Below are 20,741 nucleotides of genomic sequence, written 5' to 3' on the forward strand. Positions count from 1 at the left end.
CCGCCGCGTGGCGGCAGGCGGTGCTCGTGGTGGCGGAACGACCTCCCCCTGCGGGGCCGTTCGGCCACCACGACGGTCAGCGCGGGCGGCGGCGCGGTGCGAGCGTCATCGACGCCGGCTCTGCCGCAGGCCTGCCATCCAGCCCTCCCAGAACGCCCGGCGCAGCCGAAGCGTGGCGACCGCTCGTGCACGGACGGCCGGGTCGGCGGCCCAGACTCCGGAGGCCTCGGTGAACGGCTCGGTGAACGGTTCCGTGACGGTGGCGGCGACCGGTTCGGTGAAGGGCTCCGTGAACGGTTCGGTGAACGGCTGGGCGGCTGCGTCGGAGACCGGCTCGGTGAAGGGTTCGGTGAACGGCTCGGCCGCTGCCTCGGTGAACGGTTCCGTGAAGGGCTCGGTGAACGGCTCGGTGAAGGGCTCCGTGAACGGCTCGGTGAACGGCTGAGCCGCTGCCTCCGTGAACGGCTCGGTGAAGGGTTCCGTGAACGGTTCGGTGAACGGCTGGGCCGCTGCCTCGGTGAACGGTTCCGTGAACGGCTCGGTGAACGGCTCGGTCGCGGCCTCCGGCCGCACGGCCGAGGTCACGTCCTCTCCGGTCGGCGCGGCGCCGACCCGGTCGGTCGGCCCCGCACCCGGGCCTCCGGTCCGCATGCCGTCCGTGGCCGCGCCGACTCGTGGTGCCGTCGGACGCGCTCCGACCCCGTCACCCATCCCGAAGGCCGCCTCGATCGGCGGCAGCAGGACGTCCCGCCGGATGGACGCCACCAGCCGCGCCTGCGCAGCGCGTCGTGCGGCGGTCGCGGCGACCGATGCGGGTGTGGCCACCTGGACCCCGAGCGTCGCCAGGACCACGTCGATGGGGCTGGACACGGCGAAGCTGCCGTCGTCCTCGGCGGACCAGTGCAGCCCGACCACCCGGCCCTGCAGGTCGACCACCGCCGAGCCGGAGTCGCCGCCGGCGGAGAACCGCGAGGTGCCGGGCGCAGGTTCGATCCGCAGCTGGTCGCGCAGGATCTTCGGGCCCGTGCCGGGGCCGAAGTCGACCTTGACGGTCAGGTCGGTCGAGGCGACCACGCCGGACGTCAGCCCCGTGGTGCGGCCGTGCTTGCGGACGGCTGTGCCGACCTCCGCGTACGCCCAGCCCGTCACGGCTCCGATGCCGACGACGGCGGGTGTCCACCGCGCACCGGGCGCCAGGGCCACCACGGCCGCGTCGACACGTTCCGTCAGCACGCCGCGCGCCAGCGAGCCGAACCGGTCCGCCGGGGACCCGCCGTCGGCGACCGCCGGCTGCACCCAGACGCTGCCGACGTCCTCGAGGCCGTCGCCGGCGGCGACGTGCCAGTTCGTCAGGGCCAGCGTGCGGTCGGTCCCGGGCTCGGTCACCAGCAGCCCGAGCGTGCCGTTCACCGAGCGGAGCCTCGCGCCCTCGTCGGACGGCAGCGTGACGGGGTCCAGGGGGCCGATCGACATGCCGCCGGCGAGGGGTCGGAACCGTTCCGGGCTGACCGGCGGGGTCGCCGTCGGCTCGAGCCCGACGTGATGCACCACGACGTCGGTCGGCACGCCCTCGATCTGCTCGGGGATGCGCTCCCCGGGGCCGAGCTCGTCGGCGCCGCGCTTCACCTCGACGTGGACCACGATCGCCAGCACGCCGGAGCGTCGGCCACCGGTGAGCTTCTCCGCGATGTCGACACCGACGACGCCGGGCCGGGCGAGCAGCGCGTCCTCCGCTGCGCGCTTCACCGGCCGCACCTCGGCGCGCCCCGGCGGCTCGGCGGCCGCTGACGGCGGAGGAGCGACGGTCGGCGACGGGCTCGAGGGCACTGGTCGCTCCGGTGCGGTCATCGGGTACGCACTCCTCATGGCTCAGGCGCGGCGCGGGTGCGCCACGCGATCGACAGGAGCATCCCGCGGCGTGCCAGATACAGGGCCTTCTCGCCGGAGGGATCGCCGGGCCGGTGTATCTGCGTGCGACGGTGCTGCTCCTGACCCTCGACGCGGCTGGACGCGGGGGACGTCGACGCCGTCGCGAGCGGGCACCGCGACGGGCCGGAGGTCCCTTGCGTCCTTGTCTGGGTTGTCCGGGTCGTCCTAGTCTGCACGGCAGGGGCGGCCACCCGCCGAGGACACGTGCGAGGGGTCGATGATGAGTGACGAGGTGGTGGGACCGGTCGAGGCCGGGCTCCGCGACCAGGAGCAAGGGCTCGCGCTGCGCGCGGCGCACGCCGTGCTGGCCTATCGCGCCGGTGACCGTGCCCCCCTCGCCGAGCTCGTCGAGGTGATGACACCCCTGCTGTGGCACACGGTGCGCGCGCAGGGTGCGGATCCCGAGCAGGCTCAGGACGTCGTCCAGAACGTCTGGCTCACGCTGGTGCGCGACATCGAGACGATCCGCGACCCCCGCGCGACGCTGCAGTGGATGCTCGTCACCGCGCGCCGGGCGGCATGGCGGACGGTGCGCCGCAGCCGCGACGAGCTGGTGCGCCAGCAGCAGGACGAGACGGTGACGGACTGGCTCGCCGCCCCCCTGGACCAGCTGCCCGACGTCGTCGCCGTGCGCGACGAGCGCGACCGGGCGCTGTGGCGGCACGTGCGGGAGCTGCCCGAGCGCTGCCGGCAGCTGCTCGGGCTGGTGGCGACGGTCGACCGACCCGACTACGCCGTCGTGTCGCGCTCCCTCGGGATGCCGGTCGGGAGCATCGGGCCGACGCGCGGCCGCTGCCTGGCCAAGCTCCGCCAGGCACTCACCTCCGATCCCACGTGGAGCCTGGTGTGAACGCCGACGGCCGCGAGCTCGAGGCCCTCGCCGACGCCCCGCTCGACGAGCTCGACCTCGAGGTGCTGCGCCGGCTCGACGCCCTGGTCGACGCGGTCGACCCCGTCCCGGCGGGCCTGGTGGAACGGATCGGCATCGCGCTGACCGTCGAGGCCCTGCACGCGGAGGTCGCCGAGCTGCACCTGGTCGGCGAGGCCGCGGGTGCGGTACGCGCCGACGAGACCAGCATCGAGGCCGGCACCATCACGTTCACCACCGACGTGCTGACGGTGATGGTGTCCGTGCACCCGGAGGGGGACCGGTTGCGGGTGGACGGCTGGGCCGCCCCGGCGGGACTGCTGACGGTCGAGCTGCACCAGCACGGCGACGTCGTCGTGACCAGCTCGAACGCGGACGGCAGGTTCTCCTTCTCGGACGTGGAGCGGGGACCGGCGAGATTCGTCCTGCGCCGTCCGGCCGAGCCCACCGTGCCGATCGTGACCCCGCAGATCGAGCTGTAGCCGGATGTGCCCCACCGGTGCCCCGGCGCAGGCCGGGTCGCCGGACCTGGCGGAGCTGACGCTGCGCGTGCGCGAGGCGGAACGGGAGAACGCCGAAGGGCGGCCGGCGCGAGCCCGCCGTCGTCTGCTCCCGGTGCTGCGGACGCTCGACGCCGTTCCGGACCGGGACCCGGACGTGGTGCGCGTGCGCGCATGGGCGTTGATGGAGCTGGCCCGCAGCGAGTTCGAGACGCAGGGCAGCGCCGACGCCACGGTCCAGCGGCTCGACGAGATGGTGGAGGCCCAGGCCACCCAGCGGTCGCAGGCGTCCGGCGCCGGGTGGCCGGGCCTGCGTCCCGCGGTGGCCGGCCTGCATGGTCTGCTCGCGCTGCGCGCGGGCCGGCTCGACGAGGCGCTGACCTGGCTGGACACCGCTGTGACGCACATCGCCGACGCCGAGCCGCTGGACGCCTGCCGCATGCTGCTCAACCGCGGCGTCGTCCATGCCGAGCGTCGCGAGCTCGGGCAGGCGCGCGCGGACTACGCCGAGTGCGCCCGGCGGGCGCGGGCCGAGGGGTTCGCCCGCCTGCAGTTCAAGGCGGAGCACAACCGCGGTCACCTGGAGCTCTACGCCGGGCGGCTGCCGCAGGCGCTGGCGCGAATGGAGGCGGCCGCCCGCACGATGCCGGGGCAGTGGCCGATCGCGCTCCTCGACCGCGCCCTGGTGCTGCTCGAGGCCGGCCTGGTCCAGGTCGCGGACCGCACCTTCGCCGAGGCGGCCGCCCAGTTTGCGGACCAGCACCTGCCGCACGACGTGGGGGAGTGCGAGCTGGGCCGGGCGGAGTGCGCCGCCGTGCGGGGCGACTCGGCGGCGGCTCGGCAGCACGCGGCTGTGGCGCGGCACCTCTTCCGCCGCAGGGGCGACGAGACGTGGGTGGTGCGCGCGACGCTCGGGGAGCTGCAGGCGGACGCGGCTCTCCTGGCCGCGGCACCTGAGCGTGATGCCGCGCTGCGCCGACGGTGGGCCTCGGTGTCGCGCCGGGCCGCTCGCGTCGAGGAGCTGTGCCGGCAGACCGGGCGACCGCTGTGGGCGCTGAGTGCCGCGTGCCTGCGGGTCGAGGCCGATCTCGCGCGCGGTGCCTGCGACGATCCGGCGGCGACGCTCGAGCTGCTCGGCCCCGTGCCGGTCGAGGCGCCGATCGCGGTACGGCTCCAGGCGCGCCGTGTCCGAGCCCTCCTCCAGCTCGCGGCGGGCCGACGCGAGGCCGCGGTCCGCGACGTGCGCGCCGGCCAGCGGGACCTGCGCGTGCACCGGGCCCGGTTCGGCTCTCTCGACCTGCGCACGGCCGGCGCGGTGCACGGCACCGCCCTGGCCGACCTCGACCTCCAGCTCGCAACGGCCACCGGCCGCCCGGGATCGGTGCTGGACGCCGTGGAGCGGGTCCGCGCGGTGATCGGCGGCACACCGCGGGTCACGCCGCCGGAGGATCCCGTCACCGCGACCCTGCTCACGGAGCTGCGCCAGCTGGTCGCCGAGAACCGCAACCTCCAGGGCCGTCCGGCCAGCGACCCCGGACGTGACCGGCTGCTGGCCGACAGCCGTCGCCTGCAGCACGAGATCCTGGCGCGCTCGTGGCACGAGCAGGGTCGTCTGGCGGACGACCGTGCGGCTCGTTCGGCGGAGGTCCGGCGCGCGCTGTCCGACCACCCCGGTGCGGTCCTGGTGGACGTGGTCGAGCACCGCGGCGAGGTGCTCGGGGTGCGCGCCGATGGCTCGGGCCTGCGTCTCCGCAGGCTCGGCGATGCCGCGCCGTTGCGGGAGCACGTGCACCGGGTGCACGCGGACCTGGAGGTGCTCGCCAACCCGCTCGTCCCGCGCGACCTGCGGGGGGCGGCAGCCCGGTCCCTGGGCGAGGGGCTCGAGGCGCTGCAGCGCACGCTGGGCGCGATCGTCGACGAGGGCGGTGCGGAGCTGGTCGTCGTCGCCGGCGGGTGGCTCGGCCTGGTGCCGTGGGCGATGCTGCCGGCACGGCGTGGTCTGCCGACGGTGGTGGCGCCCTCGGTGCGCCACTGGCTCACCCACGCGGGCGCAGCGCCGCGCCGTCCGGAACGGGTGACAGCCGCCGCGGGACCGGGCCTGGTGCACGGTGAGGACGAGGCCCGCCGGGTCGCCGGTCTGTGGCCGGCCGCCAGCGCGCTGGTCGGGGAGCAGGCGACCGTCGGCCGGATGGTCGAGCTGCTCGGGTCCCCGGGGATCGTGCACCTGGCCGCCCACGGCCGGCACGAGCCGGACAACCCGCTGTTCTCCTCGGTCCGCCTGGCAGACGGTCCGCTGTTCGCGCACGAGCTCGACGGCGGTGGCAGCCCGCCGCACCTGGTGGTCCTCTCGTCGTGCGAGGTCGGACGTACGAGCGTGCGCGCCGGCGGCGAGGCGCTCGGCATGGCGAGCGTGCTGCTGCGGACGGGTGTCGGTGCCGTGGTCGCCGCGACGGCGCCGCTGCCCGACGACACGGCGATACGGGTGATGACGCGGGCGCACCAGCTGCTCCGCGACGGGGAGGCGATCGCCCCTGCTCTGGCCCGGGCCACGGCCGAGGACCTGGCCGTCACCGGTCAGCACGTCCCCCTGCAGGTGTTCGGCGCCCCCGTCTGAACCCCGCGCCACCCGGTCGGCCGACCGGGATTTGGCTGTCACCGAACCGTGCCGTACCGTTGACGCGCCCAAGACCGCCGGTCGTCGGCTCGTCGTGCCCGCCCCGCGGGACCGACCCGTCGTCCGAAGTCCCGCTCACGCGGAGACCGGCGCAGGTGAGTGTTCCCGGTCCCGCGCCGTCGTGCGCGCAGTCCGTCCGAGCCCCGCGCCTGCGCCGGGGCTCGTCGTGCGTCTGGAGACCGGCGGCACCACCATCGGAAGGATCGTCATGGCGAGGCCGGACAAGGCAGCCGCGGTCGCTGAGCTCACGGAGCAGTTCCGTGGGTCGAACGCGGCCCTGCTGACCGAGTACCGCGGGCTCACCGTCGCGCAGCTCAAGTCGCTGCGTAAGGCGCTCAGCGGTAACGCGAACTACGCCGTGGTGAAGAACACGCTGACCGCGATCGCGGCCAGGGACGCCGGGCTCGAGGGCTTTGCGGACGAGCTGAAGGGCCCGTCCGCCATCGCCTTCGTCACCGGTGACCCGGTTGCGACCGCCAAGGGTCTGCGTGACTTCGCCAAGGCGAACCCCGCCCTGGTCATCAAGGGGGGCGTGCTCGACGGCCGCTCCCTGACCGCGGCGGACGTCACCAAGCTCGCGGACCTCGAGTCCCGCGAGGTTCTGCTGGCCAAGGCGGCCGGCGCGATGAAGGCCAAGCTCTACCAGGCCGCTTACCTGTTCACGGCGCCGGCGGCCCAGGCCGTCCGCACCGTCGAGGCCCTGCGCGCCAAGCGCGACGAGTCCGAGCAGTCCGCGGCCTGAGCTTCCGCTCCGGCCGTACCCCGTAATCCCAGCATCACCGCCGGTCGCCGCGACCGGCGGGCCCACACGGAAGGAACCGCCACCATGGCGAAGCTGTCCACCGCCGAGCTCATCGACGCGTTCAAGGAGCTCACGCTCATCGAGCTGTCCGAGTTCGTCAAGGCGTTCGAGGAGACCTTCGAGGTCACCGCCGCCGCCCCCGTCGCCGTCGCGTCCGCGCCGGCCGCCGGTGGCGCCGCCGAGGCCGAGGAGGTCGAGGAGAAGACCTCCTTCGACGTCGTCCTCGAGACCGTCGGCGACAAGAAGATCCAGGTCATCAAGGAGGTGCGCGCCCTGACGAGCCTCGGCCTGAAGGAGGCCAAGGACCTCGTCGACGGCGCCCCGAAGCCGGTTCTCGAGGGTGTCAACAAGGAGGCCGCGGACAAGGCCGTCGCCGCCCTCGAGGGCGCTGGCGCGACCGTCTCGGTCAAGTGAGCCCCTCGGCGGTCGCGCGCTGACGCGGCCGCCGACAGCACGAGGGCCCGTCCCCGCACCGGGGGCGGGCCCTCGTCGTGCCCGGCGTTCCTGTCCACCGATCGAGGGGCGCCTGCGGCGACGCGGACCGTCGTGTGCCATCATGGGCGCGGCGACACCGGACCGGGCCTCATGGCTCACCGGGTCGCACCCGTCGGGCTCGCCCGCCGGGAGCACGACGAGTGAGCGTGCGGGACAGCGGGGGGACGGCAACGGCGCCGGCATCGGTGTCCTGAGGTCCACGGCCGATCGGGTCGGGGGCGTGGTGGTCGGTCGCGGGGCAGCGACCGGAGAGTGTACGAGGGAGTGCGCGGCTGGACGGCGCGCGCCGAAGCGAGTATGCTCGCGCTTTGCGCTGGCCTGTGTCCGCGATCCCGTATAACCCGAGCCTTCCTTTCGTCGTTCGTGCGCGACGCCGGGTGGTTCCGAGGCCGGGGGGTCGTATCTCGCCGGGACCGGCGCAGCGTGCACTCGATCCGCAGGGAAGGACCCCTCTTGGCTGCCTCGCGCACCCCTTCTGCACCCTCCGCCGACGCCATCGCCACTCGCACCGCTTCTCGCCGCATCTCCTTCGCCAGGATCTCCGAGCCTCTCGAGGTGCCGGACCTGCTCGGGCTGCAGACCGAGAGCTTCGACTGGCTGCTCGGCAACGAGCGCTGGCAGGCCCGGGTGGCCGCCGCGCTCGAGACGGGACGTCAGGACGTCCCGCAGACCGCCGGTCTGGAGGAGATCTTCGAGGAGATCTCCCCGATCGAGGACTTCGGCGGTTCGATGTCTCTCTCCTTCCGCGAGCACCGCTTCGAGCCGGCGAAGTACACGGCCGACGAGTGCAAGGAGAAGGACTTCACCTTCGCCGCACCGCTGTTCGTCACGGCGGAGTTCGTCAACTACACGACTGGTGAGATCAAGAGCCAGACCGTGTTCATGGGCGACTTCCCGCTGATGACCGACAAGGGCACGTTCATCATCAACGGCACCGAGCGTGTCGTCGTCTCCCAGCTGGTCCGCTCGCCGGGCGTGTACTTCGAGCGCGTCGCCGACAAGACCAGCGACAAGGACGTCCTAACCGCGAAGATGATCCCGAGCCGCGGGGCCTGGCTCGAGTTCGAGATCGACAAGCGCGACAACGTCGGTGTGCGCGTCGACCGCAAGCGCAAGCAGAACGCCACCGTGCTGCTCAAGGCGCTCGGCATGACGGACTCCGAGATCCGTGCCGAGTTCGCGGACTTCCCGGCCGTGCTCGACACGCTGGACAAGGACCACGTGCAGACGCAGGACGAGTCCCTGCTCGACCTGTACCGCAAGATCCGCCCGGGCGAGCCGCCGACGGTCGAGGCCGGCCGTGCGCTGCTGGACAACTTCTACTTCAACCCCAAGCGCTACGACCTGGCGAAGGTCGGCCGCTACAAGCTGAACAAGAAGCTGGGCCGCGACGCCGCGCTGAGCGACTCGGTGCTGTCCCGCGAGGACATCGTCGCCACGATCAAGTACCTGGCCAGCCTGCACATCGACCGCACCTCGATGGCGGGCGTGCGCAACGGTGAGGCGATCGAGGTCCGCGTCGAGACGGACGACATCGACCACTTCGGCAACCGGCGCATCCGCGCCGTCGGCGAGCTGATCCAGAACCAGGTCCGCACGGGCCTGTCCCGGATGGAGCGCGTCGTCCGCGAGCGGATGACCACCCAGGACGTCGAGGCGATCACGCCGCAGACCCTGATCAACATCCGGCCGGTCGTCGCCTCCATCAAGGAGTTCTTCGGCACCAGCCAGCTGTCGCAGTTCATGGACCAGAACAACCCGCTCGCCGGGCTGACGCACAAGCGGCGTCTGTCGGCCCTGGGCCCGGGTGGTCTGTCCCGCGACCGCGCCGGCATGGAGGTCCGTGACGTCCACCCGTCGCACTACGGCCGCATGTGCCCGATCGAGACCCCCGAGGGTCCGAACATCGGTCTGATCGGCTCGCTCGCGACCTACGGCCGGATCAACCCGTTCGGCTTCGTGGAGACCCCGTACCGCAAGGTCGTCAACGGTGTCGTCACGGACGAGGTGCACTACCTCACCGCCGACGACGAGGACCGCCACGTCATCGCGCAGGCCAACGCCGAGCTGAAGGCGGACAACACGTTCGCCGAGGAGCGCGTGCTGGTCCGCGTCAAGGGCGGCGAGATCGAGTACGTCGCCGGCGAGAACGTCGACTACATGGACGTCTCCCCGCGGCAGATGGTCTCCGTCGCCACGGCGCTGATCCCGTTCCTCGAGCACGACGACGCCAACCGTGCCCTCATGGGCGCGAACATGCAGCGCCAGGCCGTGCCGCTGGTCCGTTCCGAGGCGCCGCTGGTCGGCACCGGCATGGAGTGGCGTGCGGCGGTCGACGCGGGCGACGTCATCGTCTCCGAGAAGCCGGGTGTGGTCTCCGAGGTCTCGGCCGACCTGATCACCATCGCGCACGACGACGCCACCACCGGCTCCTACCGCGTGGCCAAGTTCCGTCGTTCCAACCAGGGCACGAGCTACAACCAGCGCGTCCTGGTCAACGAGGGCGACCGCGTCGAGGCCGGCTCCGTGCTGGCCGACGGCCCGGCGACCGACGGCGGCGAGCTCGCGCTCGGTCGCAACCTGCTGGTCGCGTTCATGTCGTGGGAGGGCCACAACTACGAGGACGCGATCATCCTGAGCCAGCGCCTGGTGCAGGAGGACGTGCTCTCCTCGATCCACATCGAGGAGCACGAGGTCGACGCCCGCGACACCAAGCTGGGCCCCGAGGAGATCACGCGGGACATCCCGAACGTCTCCGAGGAGGTGCTGGCCGACCTCGACGAGCGGGGCATCATCCGCATCGGCGCCGAGGTCAACGCCGGCGACATCCTGGTCGGCAAGGTCACCCCCAAGGGCGAGACCGAGCTGACCCCGGAGGAGCGCCTGCTGCGCGCGATCTTCGGCGAGAAGGCCCGCGAGGTCCGCGACACGTCCCTGAAGGTGCCGCACGGCGAGTCCGGCACGGTCATCGAGGTGCGGACCTTCAACCGCGAGGACGGCGACGAGCTGCCCGCCGGCGTGAACGAGCTGGTCCGGGTGTACATCGCCCAGCGCCGCAAGATCACCGCCGGTGACAAGCTGGCCGGTCGTCACGGCAACAAGGGCGTCATCTCGATCATCCTGCCCCCCGAGGACATGCCGTTCCTCGAGGACGGGACGCCGGTCGACATCGTCCTGAACCCGATGGGTGTGCCCGGCCGCATGAACGTCGGCCAGGTGCTCGAGGTCCACCTCGGGTGGATCGCCAAGCAGGGCTGGGACATCTCGCTCGCGGAGGGCGACGTGCAGTGGCGGGACGAGGTCCCGGCCATCGCCGCCAAGTCGGCTCCCGGCACCCCGGTCGCCACCCCCGTGTTCGACGGCGTCCCGGAGCAGACCCTCACCGGCCTGCTCGGCGCCACGCTGCCGAACCGCGACGGCGAGCGCATGGTCGGCCACGACGGCAAGGCCCGGCTGTTCGACGGCCGCTCCGGCGAGCCGTTCCCGGACCCGGTGGCCGTCGGCTACATGTACATCCTCAAGCTGCACCACCTGGTCGACGACAAGATCCACGCCCGTTCGACCGGTCCGTACTCGATGATCACGCAGCAGCCTCTGGGCGGTAAGGCCCAGTTCGGTGGCCAGCGGTTCGGCGAGATGGAGGTGTGGGCGCTCGAGGCGTACGGCGCCGCGTACACGCTGCAGGAGCTGCTCACCATCAAGTCCGACGACGTCCCGGGCCGCGTGAAGGTCTACGAGGCGATCGTCAAGGGCGAGAACATCCCCGACTCGGGCATCCCCGAGTCGTTCAAGGTGCTGCTGAAGGAGATGCAGTCGCTCTGCCTGAACGTCGAGGTGCTGTCCAGCGACGGCGTCTCCATCGACATGAAGGAGAACGACGACGAGGTCTACCGCGCGGCGGAGGAGCTCGGCATCGACCTGTCCCGGCGCCCCAACGCGAGCAGCGTCGAAGAGATCTGACGACGAGCCCGGTGCGGGCCCCTGCCCGGGGGCCCGCACCGTCAGCCCGCACCCCTTGCACCATTCCGTCCGTCGGCCCGCACAGCGCGAGGCCGGCATGCGAAGGAAGTAGGACCCCTTGCTCGACGTCAACGTCTTCGACGAGCTGCGCATCGGCCTGGCCACGGCCGACGACATCCGTGCCTGGTCGCACGGTGAGGTGAAGAAGCCCGAGACCATCAACTACCGGACCCTGAAGCCGGAGAAGGATGGCCTGTTCTGCGAGAAGATCTTCGGTCCCACCCGGGACTGGGAGTGCTACTGCGGCAAGTACAAGCGCGTGCGCTTCAAGGGCATCATCTGCGAGCGCTGCGGCGTCGAGGTGACCCGGTCCAAGGTGCGCCGTGAGCGCATGGGCCACATCGAGCTGGCCGCCCCCGTGACGCACATCTGGTTCTTCAAGGGTGTCCCGTCGCGCCTGGGCTACCTGCTCGACCTCGCGCCGAAGGACCTGGAGAAGGTCATCTACTTCGCCGCCTACATGATCACGTGGGTGGACGAGGACGGCCGTGCCGAGGACCTCCCGAACCTCCAGAACGAGATCGACCTGGAGAAGAAGGAGATCGCGGACCGCCGCGACAACGACATCAACACCCGCGCGGCCAAGCTCGAGGCCGACCTGGCCGAGCTCGAGGCCGAGGGTGCCAAGGCGGACGCCCGCCGCAAGGTGCGCGACTCCGCCGAGCGCGAGATGGCGCAGCTGCGCAAGCGTGCCGACACCGAGCTCGAGCGCCTCGAGACCGTCTGGGACCGGTTCAAGAACCTCAAGGTCGCGGACCTCGAGGGCGACGAGATGCTCTACCGGCAGCTGCAGGACCGGTACGGCAACTACTTCGAGGGCTCGATGGGCGCCCAGGCGATCAAGAAGCGCCTGGAGGCCTTCGACCTCGACGCCGAGGCCGCGTCGCTGCGCGAGACGATCCGCGTGGGCAAGGGCCAGCGCAAGACGCGTGCCCTCAAGCGCCTCAAGGTCGTCAACGCGTTCCTGACGACCAACAACTCGCCGACCGGCATGGTGCTGGACGCGGTCCCGGTCATCCCGCCGGACCTGCGTCCCATGGTCCAGCTCGACGGTGGCCGGTTCGCCACCTCCGACCTGAACGACCTGTACCGCCGCGTGATCAACCGGAACAACCGCCTCAAGCGGCTGCTCGACCTCGGCGCGCCCGAGATCATCGTCAACAACGAGAAGCGGATGCTCCAGGAGGCCGTCGACTCGCTGTTCGACAACGGCCGCCGCGGCCGTCCGGTGACGGGTCCGGGCAACCGCCCGCTCAAGTCCATCTCGGACATGCTCAAGGGCAAGCAGGGTCGGTTCCGCCAGAACCTGCTCGGCAAGCGCGTCGACTACTCCGGCCGTTCGGTCATCGTCGTCGGTCCGCAGCTCAAGCTGCACCAGTGCGGCCTGCCCAAGCAGATGGCGCTCGAGCTGTTCAAGCCGTTCGTCATGAAGCGGCTGGTCGACCTCAACCACGCGCAGAACATCAAGAGCGCCAAGCGCATGGTCGAGCGTGCCCGCCCGGTCGTGTGGGACGTGCTCGAGGAGGTCATCACCGAGCACCCCGTGCTGCTGAACCGTGCGCCCACGCTGCACCGTCTCGGCATCCAGGCGTTCGAGCCCCAGCTGGTCGAGGGCAAGGCGATCCACCTGCACCCGCTCGTCTGCGGCGCGTTCAACGCCGACTTCGACGGCGACCAGATGGCCGTGCACCTGCCGCTGAGCGCCGAGGCGCAGGCCGAGGCCCGCATCCTCATGCTGTCCAGCAACAACATCCTCAAGCCGTCGGACGGCCGTCCGGTGACCATGCCGACCCAGGACATGATCATCGGCCTGTACCACCTGACGTCCGACCGGCCGGGTGCCAAGGGCGAGGGCCGCGCGTTCAGCTCGGTGTCCGAGGCGATCATGGCCTTCGACCAGGGCACGCTCGACCTCAACGCGGTCGTGAAGATCCGCATGGACGGCCTGGTCCTCGACGAGGAGCGGGTGCCCGAGGGCTGGACGCAGGGCGAGCCCCTGGTGTTCGAGACCACCCTCGGCCGTGCGCTGTTCAACGACCTGGTCCCGGTGGACTACCCGTACGAGAACGGCGTCGTCGACAAGAAGCGCCTCTCGGCCATCGTCAACGACCTGGCCGAGCGGTACCCGAAGGTCGAGGTCGCCGCGTCGCTCGACGCCCTGAAGGAGGCCGGCTTCCGCTGGGCCACCCGCTCGGGCGTGACCATCGCCATCTCCGACGTCGCCACGCCGACGGAGAAGAAGGCGATCCTCGAGGAGAACGAGGCGCGCGCCGCCAAGGTGCAGGGCCAGTACGACAAGGGTCTGATCACGGACGACGAGCGTCGTCAGGAGCTCATCAACATCTGGACCGAGGCGACCGACAAGGTCGCCAAGGCGATGCAGGCGAACTTCCCGGCGCGCAACACCGTCTACCGCATGGTGGGTTCGGGTGCTCGAGGCAACTGGATGCAGGTCCGGCAGATCGCCGGCATGCGTGGTCTGGTGGCCAACCCGAAGGGCGAGATCATCCCTCGGCCCATCAAGGCGAACTACCGCGAGGGCCTGTCGGTCCTGGAGTACTTCATCGCGACGCACGGTGCCCGCAAGGGTCTGGCGGACACCGCTCTGCGGACCGCCGACTCGGGCTACCTCACGCGTCGTCTGGTGGACGTGTCGCAGGACGTCATCGTCCGCGAGCTGGACTGCGGCACCGAGCGCGGCCTGACCATGCCGATCGGGGTGGACGCCGGCGACGGCACTCTGCGCCGGCACGACAAGGTGGAGACCTCGGTCTTCTCGCGCACGCTGGCCACCGACATCGAGATCGACGGCGAGGTCATCGGCCACGCCGGTGACGACGTCGGCGACGTGCTGCTCGACCGGCTGCTCGAGGCGGGCGTCACCGAGCTCAAGGTGCGCTCCGTGCTCACCTGCGAGTCGCGGGTCGGCACGTGCGCCAAGTGCTACGGCCGTTCGCTCGCCACCGGCAAGCTCGTCGACATCGGCGAGGCGGTCGGCATCATCGCCGCCCAGTCGATCGGTGAGCCCGGCACGCAGCTGACGATGCGTACGTTCCACACCGGTGGTGTCGCCTCGGCGGAGGACATCACGCAGGGTCTGCCGCGTGTCCAGGAGCTCTTCGAGGCCCGCACCCCCAAGGGTGAGGCGCCGATCGCGGAGTTCTCGGGCCGCATCGCGATCGAGGAGGGCGACCGGTCCCGCCGGATCGTCCTGACGCCGGACGACGGGTCGGAGGAGATCTCCATCCCGGTGACCAAGCGTCAGCGCCTGCTGGTCGCGGACGGGGACCACGTCTCCGTCGGCACCCAGCTGGTCCTGGGTGCCGTCGACCCCAAGAAGGTGCTGCGCATCCTCGGCCCGCGGGCTACGCAGAAGCACCTGGTGGACGAGGTCCAGGAGGTCTACCGCTCGCAGGGCGTGGACATCCACGACAAGCACATCGAGGTCATCGTCCGGCAGATGCTGCGCCGGGTGACCGTCCTCGACTCGGGCGACACCGACCTGCTGCCGGGCGAGCTGTCCGAGCGTGGGCGCTTCGAGGACGCGAACCGCAAGGCCGTGTCCGAGGGTGGCCAGCCGGCGTCCGGCCGTCCGGAGCTGATGGGCATCACCAAGGCGTCGCTGGCCACGGACTCGTGGCTGTCGGCGGCCTCCTTCCAGGAGACCACCAAGGTGCTGACCGAGGCTGCGATGTCGAGCCGGTCGGACCCGCTGCTCGGCCTGAAGGAGAACGTCATCCTCGGCAAGCTGATCCCCGCCGGCACCGGGCTCGCCCGGTACCGGGACATCGCGGTGGAGCCGACCGAGGAGGCGAAGGCCGAGCTCTACCCGGCCTTCGGCTACGACGAGATCGACTTCCCGGCCCTCGGCATGGGGACCGGCGACGCGATCCCGCTCGAGGACATCGACTTCGGCGACTACCGCTGACGTCGATCGCATCGCCCGAGGGGCCTGCCGGTTCGCCGGTGGGCCCCTCGGCGCACCTGCACGGTGCCGGCCCTGCCGGCACGTCGTCCCACGTGCTGCTTTGACGCCTGTTCGGCCGCCAGGTAGCCTGGGACACCGTGCCCGCGTCGTCGGGCCCTTGTGCGTGCACGCATCGCGCCGCTGATTCGGACCAGCTCCGAGGCGGTGGCAGCGGCACCGGGTGACAGCCCGACCGTCACGACCGACCAGGACCCCGTCCTGGTCCGCGCCGCGGAGGACCGGGTCGACACGCCCGGGCGCGGGGGTCGGTGCGGGACGCTAGACCAGCCGGGGTAGTCGCGCGACGAGCGTCGATCCGGGAACCTGCCGGCCGTCCTGGGTGACGGGTCCGGTCGACCAGAGATCCATCGACAGACGGAGACGCAGTGCCCACGATCCAGCAGCTGGTCCGCAAGGGCCGGCAGGCGAAGACGAACAAGTCGAAGACGCCTGCCCTCAAGGGCTCCCCCCAGCGACGCGGTGTGTGCACCCGCGTCTACACCACGACCCCGAAGAAGCCGAACTCGGCCCTGCGCAAGGTGGCGCGCGTGCGCCTGTCCTCGCAGGTCGAGGTGACGGCCTACATCCCGGGCGTCGGCCACAACCTGCAGGAGCACTCGATCGTGCTGGTGCGCGGCGGCCGTGTGAAGGACCTTCCCGGCGTCCGCTACAAGATCGTCCGTGGTGCCCTCGACACGCAGGGCGTCAAGAACCGCAAGCAGGCGCGCTCCCGCTACGGCGCGAAGAAGGGCTGAGTCCAATGCCTCGCAAGGGTCCGGCCCCCCGTCGGCCGCTCGTCGTCGACCCGGTCTACGGGTCTCCCGTCGTCACCCAGCTCATCAACAAGGTGCTGCTGGACGGCAAGAAGACCGTCGCTGAGTCCATCGTGTACGGCGCCCTCGAGGGCGTCCGCGAGAAGACCTCCGGCGACCCCGTCGTCGTGCTGAAGCGCGCGCTCGACAACGTGCGCCCCGCGCTCGAGGTCAAGTCCCGTCGTGTCGGCGGTGCCACCTACCAGGTCCCGGTCGAGGTGCGCCCGGTGCGCGCCACCACCCTGGCCCTGCGCTGGCTCACCGACTTCTCCCGCGCCCGTCGCGAGAAGACGATGACCGAGCGCCTCATGAACGAGATCCTGGACGCATCGAACGGCCTCGGTGCCGCGGTCAAGCGCCGCGAGGACATGCACAAGATGGCCGAGTCCAACCGCGCCTTCGCGCACTACCGCTGGTAACAACCGGCGGGTCGGGGGGCGGCGGCCCACGTGGCTGCCGCCCCGCCCGACCACCCGAGCCAACCGACAAGGGGCGTACACAACGTGGCACTCGACGTGCTCACCGACCTGACCAAGGTCCGCAACATCGGCATCATGGCGCACATCGATGCCGGCAAGACCACCACGACCGAGCGGATCCTGTACTACACAGGCATCACGTACAAGATCGGTGAGGTCCACGAGGGCGCCGCCACGATGGACTGGATGGAGCAGGAGCAGGAGCGCGGCATCACCATCACGTCCGCCGCGACGACCTGCTTCTGGAAGAACAACCAGATCAACATCATCGACACCCCTGGCCACGTCGACTTCACCGTCGAGGTGGAGCGTTCGCTGCGCGTGCTCGACGGCGCGGTGGCGGTGTTCGACGGCAAGGAGGGCGTGGAGCCCCAGTCGGAGACGGTGTGGCGCCAGGCCGACAAGTACGACGTGCCGCGCATCTGCTTCGTCAACAAGATGGACAAGCTCGGCGCCGACTTCTACTTCACGGTCAAGACGATCGTCGACCGCCTGAAGGCCCGCCCGCTGGTCATCCAGCTGCCGATCGGCTCGGAGAGCCAGTTCATCGGTGTCGTCGACCTGGTCGAGAACCGCGCGCTGGTGTGGCGCGGCGAGACGGCGCTCGGCGAGAAGTACGACGTCGAGGAGATCCCGGCCGACCTGGTCGAGCGCGCGGAGCAGTACCGCGCCGAGCTGATCGAGGCCGTCGCCGAGACCGACGAGGAGCTGCTGGAGAAGTACCTCTCCGGCGAGGAGCTCACCGTCGCCGAGATCAAGGCGGGCATCCGCAAGCTGACGATCTCGTCCGAGGCGTACCCGGTGCTGTGCGGGTCGGCGTTCAAGAACAAGGGCGTGCAGCCCATGCTCGACGCCGTCATCGACTACCTGCCGTCGCCGCTGGACGTCCCCTCGATCGAGGGTCACGACGTCAAGGACGAGTCGGTCGTCATCGAGCGTCACGCCGACGCGACGGAGCCGTTCTCCGCGCTCGCGTTCAAGGTCGCCGCGCACCCGTTCTTCGGCAAGCTCACCTACGTCCGGGTGTACTCCGGCAAGGTGGCGCAGGGGGCCCAGGTGCTCAACTCGACCAAGGGCAAGAAGGAGCGCATCGGGAAGCTGTTCCAGATGCACTCCAACAAGGAGAACCCGGTCGACGAGGCCCAGGCCGGCCACATCTACGCGTTCATCGGCCTGAAGGACGTCACCACCGGTGACACCCTCTCCGACCCGAGCTCGCCGGTGGTCCTGGAGTCCATGACCTTTCCCGAGCCCGTCATCGACGTGGCGATCGAGCCGAAGACGAAGGCTGACCAGGAGAAGCTGTCCACGGCCATCCAGAAGCTCGCCGAGGAGGACCCGACGTTCCGGGTGCGCCTGGACGACGAGACCGGCCAGACCGTCATCGGCGGCATGGGCGAGCTCCACCTCGACATCCTCGTCGACCGCATGCGTCGCGAGTTCAAGGTCGAGGCGAACGTCGGCAAGCCGCAGGTGGCGTACCGCGAGACCATTCGCCGCAAGGTGGACAAGATCGAGTACGTCCACAAGAAGCAGACCGGCGGTTCGGGCCAGTACGCCAAGGTCCAGCTGTCCTTCGAGCCGCTGGACACCGCCGAGGGCGAGGTCTACGAGTTCCAGAACGCCGTCACCGGTGGTCGCATCCCGCGCGAGTACATCCCGTCGGTCGACCAGGGCATCCAGAGCGCCATGCAGCAGGGCGTGCTGGCCGGCTTCCCGATGGTCGGCGTCAAGGCGATCCTGCTCGACGGTGCCTACCACGAGGTCGACTCGTCCGAGATGGCCTTCAAGATCGCCGGTTCGATGGTCCTGAAGGAGGCTGCGCGCAAGGCCGACCCGGCCCTGCTCGAGCCGATCATGGCCGTCGAGGTGCGTACGCCCGAGGAGTACATGGGCGACGTGATCGGCGACCTGAACTCCCGCCGCGGCATGATCCAGTCGATGGAGGACGCCACCGGCGTGAAGGTCGTGCGTGCGCACGTCCCGCTCTCGGAGATGTTCGGGTACGTCGGCGACCTGCGGTCGAAGACCCAGGGTCGTGCGGTGTACTCGATGCAGTTCGACAGCTACGCCGAGGTTCCTCGCAACGTGGCCGAAGAGATCATCAAGAAGACCCGGGGCGAGTGAGTCCCGAGGGTCGACCCCTCGCAGTACCAGCAACACACCCGACCCGGAGGACCGCACGCTCGTCGGCTACCGTTCGTAGGCGACGACGGGCAATCTCTACCAAGTCCTGAGGAGGACACCCAGTGGGCAAGGCGAAGTTCGAGCGGACCAAGCCGCACGTCAACATCGGGACCATCGGTCACGTCGACCACGGCAAGACGACGCTGACCGCCGCGATCTCGAAGGTGCTGCACGACAAGCACCCGGACCTGAACCCCTTCACGCCGTTCGACGAGATCGACAAGGCGCCGGAGGAGAAGCAGCGCGGTATCACCATCAACATCGCGCACGTCGAGTACCAGACCGACAAGCGCCACTACGCGCACGTCGACGCCCCTGGGCACGCCGACTACATCAAGAACATGATCACGGGTGCGGCGCAGATGGACGGCGCCATCCTGGTGGTCGCCGCCACCGACGGCCCGATGGCCCAGACGCGTGAGCACGTGCTGCTCGCCCGTCAGGTCGGCGTCCCCTACCTGCTGGTCGCGCTGAACAAGTCCGACATGGTGGACGACGAGGAGATCCTCGAGCTCGTCGAGGTCGAGGTGCGCGAGCTCCTCTCCTCGCAGGGCTTCCCGGGCGACGACGTCCCGGTGATCCGCGTCTCCGCGCTGAAGGCGCTCGAGGGCGACCCGCAGTGGGTCAAGTCCGTCGAGGACCTGCTGGACGCCGTCGACGAGAACGTGCCGGACCCGGTGCGCGACATCGACAAGCCGTTCCTCATGCCGATCGAGGACGTCTTCACCATCACCGGCCGCGGCACCGTCGTGACCGGTCGTGTGGAGCGCGGTCGCCTCAAGGTGAACGAGGAGGTCGAGATCGTCGGTATCAAGGAGAAGTCGATCAAGACCACGGTCACCGGCGTGGAGATGTTCCGCAAGACCCTGGACTACGCCGAGGCCGGCGACAACACGGGTCTGCTGCTCCGCGGCACCAAGCGCGAGGAGGTGGAGCGTGGCCAGGTCGTCGTGAAGCCGGGCTCGATCACCCCGCACACCCAGTTCGAGGGCCAGGTCTACATCCTCGCCAAGGACGAGGGTGGCCGTCACAACCCGTTCTACTCGAACTACCGTCCGCAGTTCTACTTCCGGACCACGGACGTCACCGGCGTCATCACGCTGCCCGAGGGCACCGAGATGGTCATGCCCGGCGACAACACCGAGATCAGCGTCCAGCTGATCCAGCCCATCGCCATGGAGGAGGGCCTCGGCTTCGCCATCCGTGAGGGTGGCCGGACCGTCGGCTCGGGCCGGGTCATCAAGATCATCAAGTGATCACCGCCCCTCGGGGCTGATCGACGCAGAGGGCCCGGGTGCGCACGCCGCACCCGGGCCCTTCTGTCGTCCGGTGCCGGTCCGCGGGAGATCGTCGGGCGTCCGGGGTCGTCGCTCCGGCGTCCGCGTCCGGGCTGCTCCGCGTGTGACGCAGTCGGTGCCCATCCGGGTTTGGTCAATCGGGTGAGCGTCTGGCAGACTGTCGGGGTTGCCCGCTGGGGTGTGGTGCGTTCGCGCGCCGCAGACGTGCGGGCGCGACGACGTGGAGAGCCCACGGACCCCGGGGTCACCCGGCGGTGAGGGGCTCGACCGCAACCACTGACCTAGCACCTGACGGTGCGCAGCGCGAGAGTGTGTCGCTCAATGCGACACGCCCGAGTGCGGGGGTCGGACAGACCGGTTTCGAAGAGAGAGAAGTAGACGACGCCATGGCGGGACAGAAGATCCGCATCCGGCTCAAGTCCTACGACCACGAGGTCATCGACAGCTCGGCGCGCAAGATCGTCGACACGGTGACCCGAGCTGGTGCGCAGGTCGTGGGCCCGGTGCCGCTGCCGACGGAGAAGAACGTCTTCTGCGTCATCCGGTCGCCCCACAAGTACAAGGACAGCCGCGAGCACTTCGAGATGCGCACGCACAAGCGGCTGATCGACATCATCGACCCCACGCCGAAGGCCGTCGACTCGCTCATGCGTCTCGACCTGCCTGCGGACGTGAACATCGAGATCAAGCTCTGATCGCTGGGAAGGACT

The 20,741-nt window shown here is 70.5% G+C and carries 13 protein-coding genes; 12 read left to right on the top strand and 1 reads right to left on the bottom strand.

The annotated features are described in order from the left end of the window. Positions 1-105 precede the first annotated feature (105 nt). Positions 106-1,746, bottom strand: a complete 1,641-nt coding sequence (locus ACFQTY_RS04140) for a peptidase S32 (RefSeq protein WP_378097654.1) — start codon at positions 1,744-1,746, stop codon at positions 106-108. Between the two features lie 403 nt (positions 1,747-2,149). On the opposite strand from ACFQTY_RS04140, the gene ACFQTY_RS04145 reads away from it, so the two are divergent. From ACFQTY_RS04145 to rpsJ, 12 genes are all read left to right on the top strand, one after another. Then, entirely contained in the window at positions 2,150-2,779 is a 630-nt protein-coding gene (locus ACFQTY_RS04145; protein WP_291758103.1) for an RNA polymerase sigma factor, read from the top strand. After that, the gene (locus ACFQTY_RS04150; RefSeq protein ID WP_378097657.1) at positions 2,776-3,279 is read left to right on the top strand and encodes a carboxypeptidase regulatory-like domain-containing protein; all 504 of its coding nucleotides are present in this window, start codon (positions 2,776-2,778) and stop codon (positions 3,277-3,279) included. Before ACFQTY_RS04145 ends, ACFQTY_RS04150 begins: the two co-directional genes overlap by 4 nt. Before the next feature lie 4 nt (positions 3,280-3,283). Beyond that, positions 3,284-5,911, top strand: coding sequence for a CHAT domain-containing protein (locus ACFQTY_RS04155; protein ID WP_378097660.1), 2,628 nt, complete (start codon positions 3,284-3,286; stop codon positions 5,909-5,911). Between the two features lie 268 nt (positions 5,912-6,179). Continuing rightward, positions 6,180-6,713, top strand: a complete 534-nt coding sequence (gene rplJ, locus ACFQTY_RS04160) for a 50S ribosomal protein L10 (RefSeq protein WP_291758107.1) — start codon at positions 6,180-6,182, stop codon at positions 6,711-6,713. Positions 6,714-6,797: 84 nt separating this feature from the next. Then, positions 6,798-7,187 (top strand): 50S ribosomal protein L7/L12, encoded by a 390-nt coding sequence (rplL, locus tag ACFQTY_RS04165; protein ID WP_263729706.1) that lies wholly within the window; start codon positions 6,798-6,800, stop codon positions 7,185-7,187. A gap of 534 nt (positions 7,188-7,721) precedes the next feature. After that, positions 7,722-11,228: a DNA-directed RNA polymerase subunit beta gene (gene rpoB / locus ACFQTY_RS04170; protein WP_378097664.1), complete on the top strand. Its 3,507-nt coding sequence runs from the start codon at positions 7,722-7,724 to the stop codon at positions 11,226-11,228. Positions 11,229-11,346: 118 nt separating this feature from the next. Continuing rightward, positions 11,347-15,216: a DNA-directed RNA polymerase subunit beta' gene (locus ACFQTY_RS04175; protein WP_378097667.1), complete on the top strand. Its 3,870-nt coding sequence runs from the start codon at positions 11,347-11,349 to the stop codon at positions 15,214-15,216. A gap of 425 nt (positions 15,217-15,641) precedes the next feature. Beyond that, positions 15,642-16,010 (top strand): 30S ribosomal protein S12, encoded by a 369-nt coding sequence (gene rpsL / locus ACFQTY_RS04180; protein WP_263729703.1) that lies wholly within the window; start codon positions 15,642-15,644, stop codon positions 16,008-16,010. 5 nt (positions 16,011-16,015) lie between these two features. After that, positions 16,016-16,486 (top strand): 30S ribosomal protein S7, encoded by a 471-nt coding sequence (rpsG, locus tag ACFQTY_RS04185; RefSeq protein WP_263729702.1) that lies wholly within the window; start codon positions 16,016-16,018, stop codon positions 16,484-16,486. Positions 16,487-16,570: 84 nt separating this feature from the next. Next, entirely contained in the window at positions 16,571-18,673 is a 2,103-nt protein-coding gene (fusA, locus tag ACFQTY_RS04190; RefSeq protein WP_378097672.1) for an elongation factor G, read from the top strand. A 122-nt stretch (positions 18,674-18,795) separates the two neighbouring features. Beyond that, positions 18,796-19,989, top strand: coding sequence for an elongation factor Tu (tuf, locus tag ACFQTY_RS04195; RefSeq protein WP_291758112.1), 1,194 nt, complete (start codon positions 18,796-18,798; stop codon positions 19,987-19,989). Positions 19,990-20,417: 428 nt separating this feature from the next. Then, positions 20,418-20,726 (top strand): 30S ribosomal protein S10, encoded by a 309-nt coding sequence (gene rpsJ / locus ACFQTY_RS04200; protein WP_263729699.1) that lies wholly within the window; start codon positions 20,418-20,420, stop codon positions 20,724-20,726. Positions 20,727-20,741: the final 15 nt, after the last annotated feature.

This window comes from Cellulomonas sp. T2.31MG-18 (assembly GCF_964266755.1).
Classification (GTDB): domain Bacteria; phylum Actinomycetota; class Actinomycetes; order Actinomycetales; family Cellulomonadaceae; genus Cellulomonas.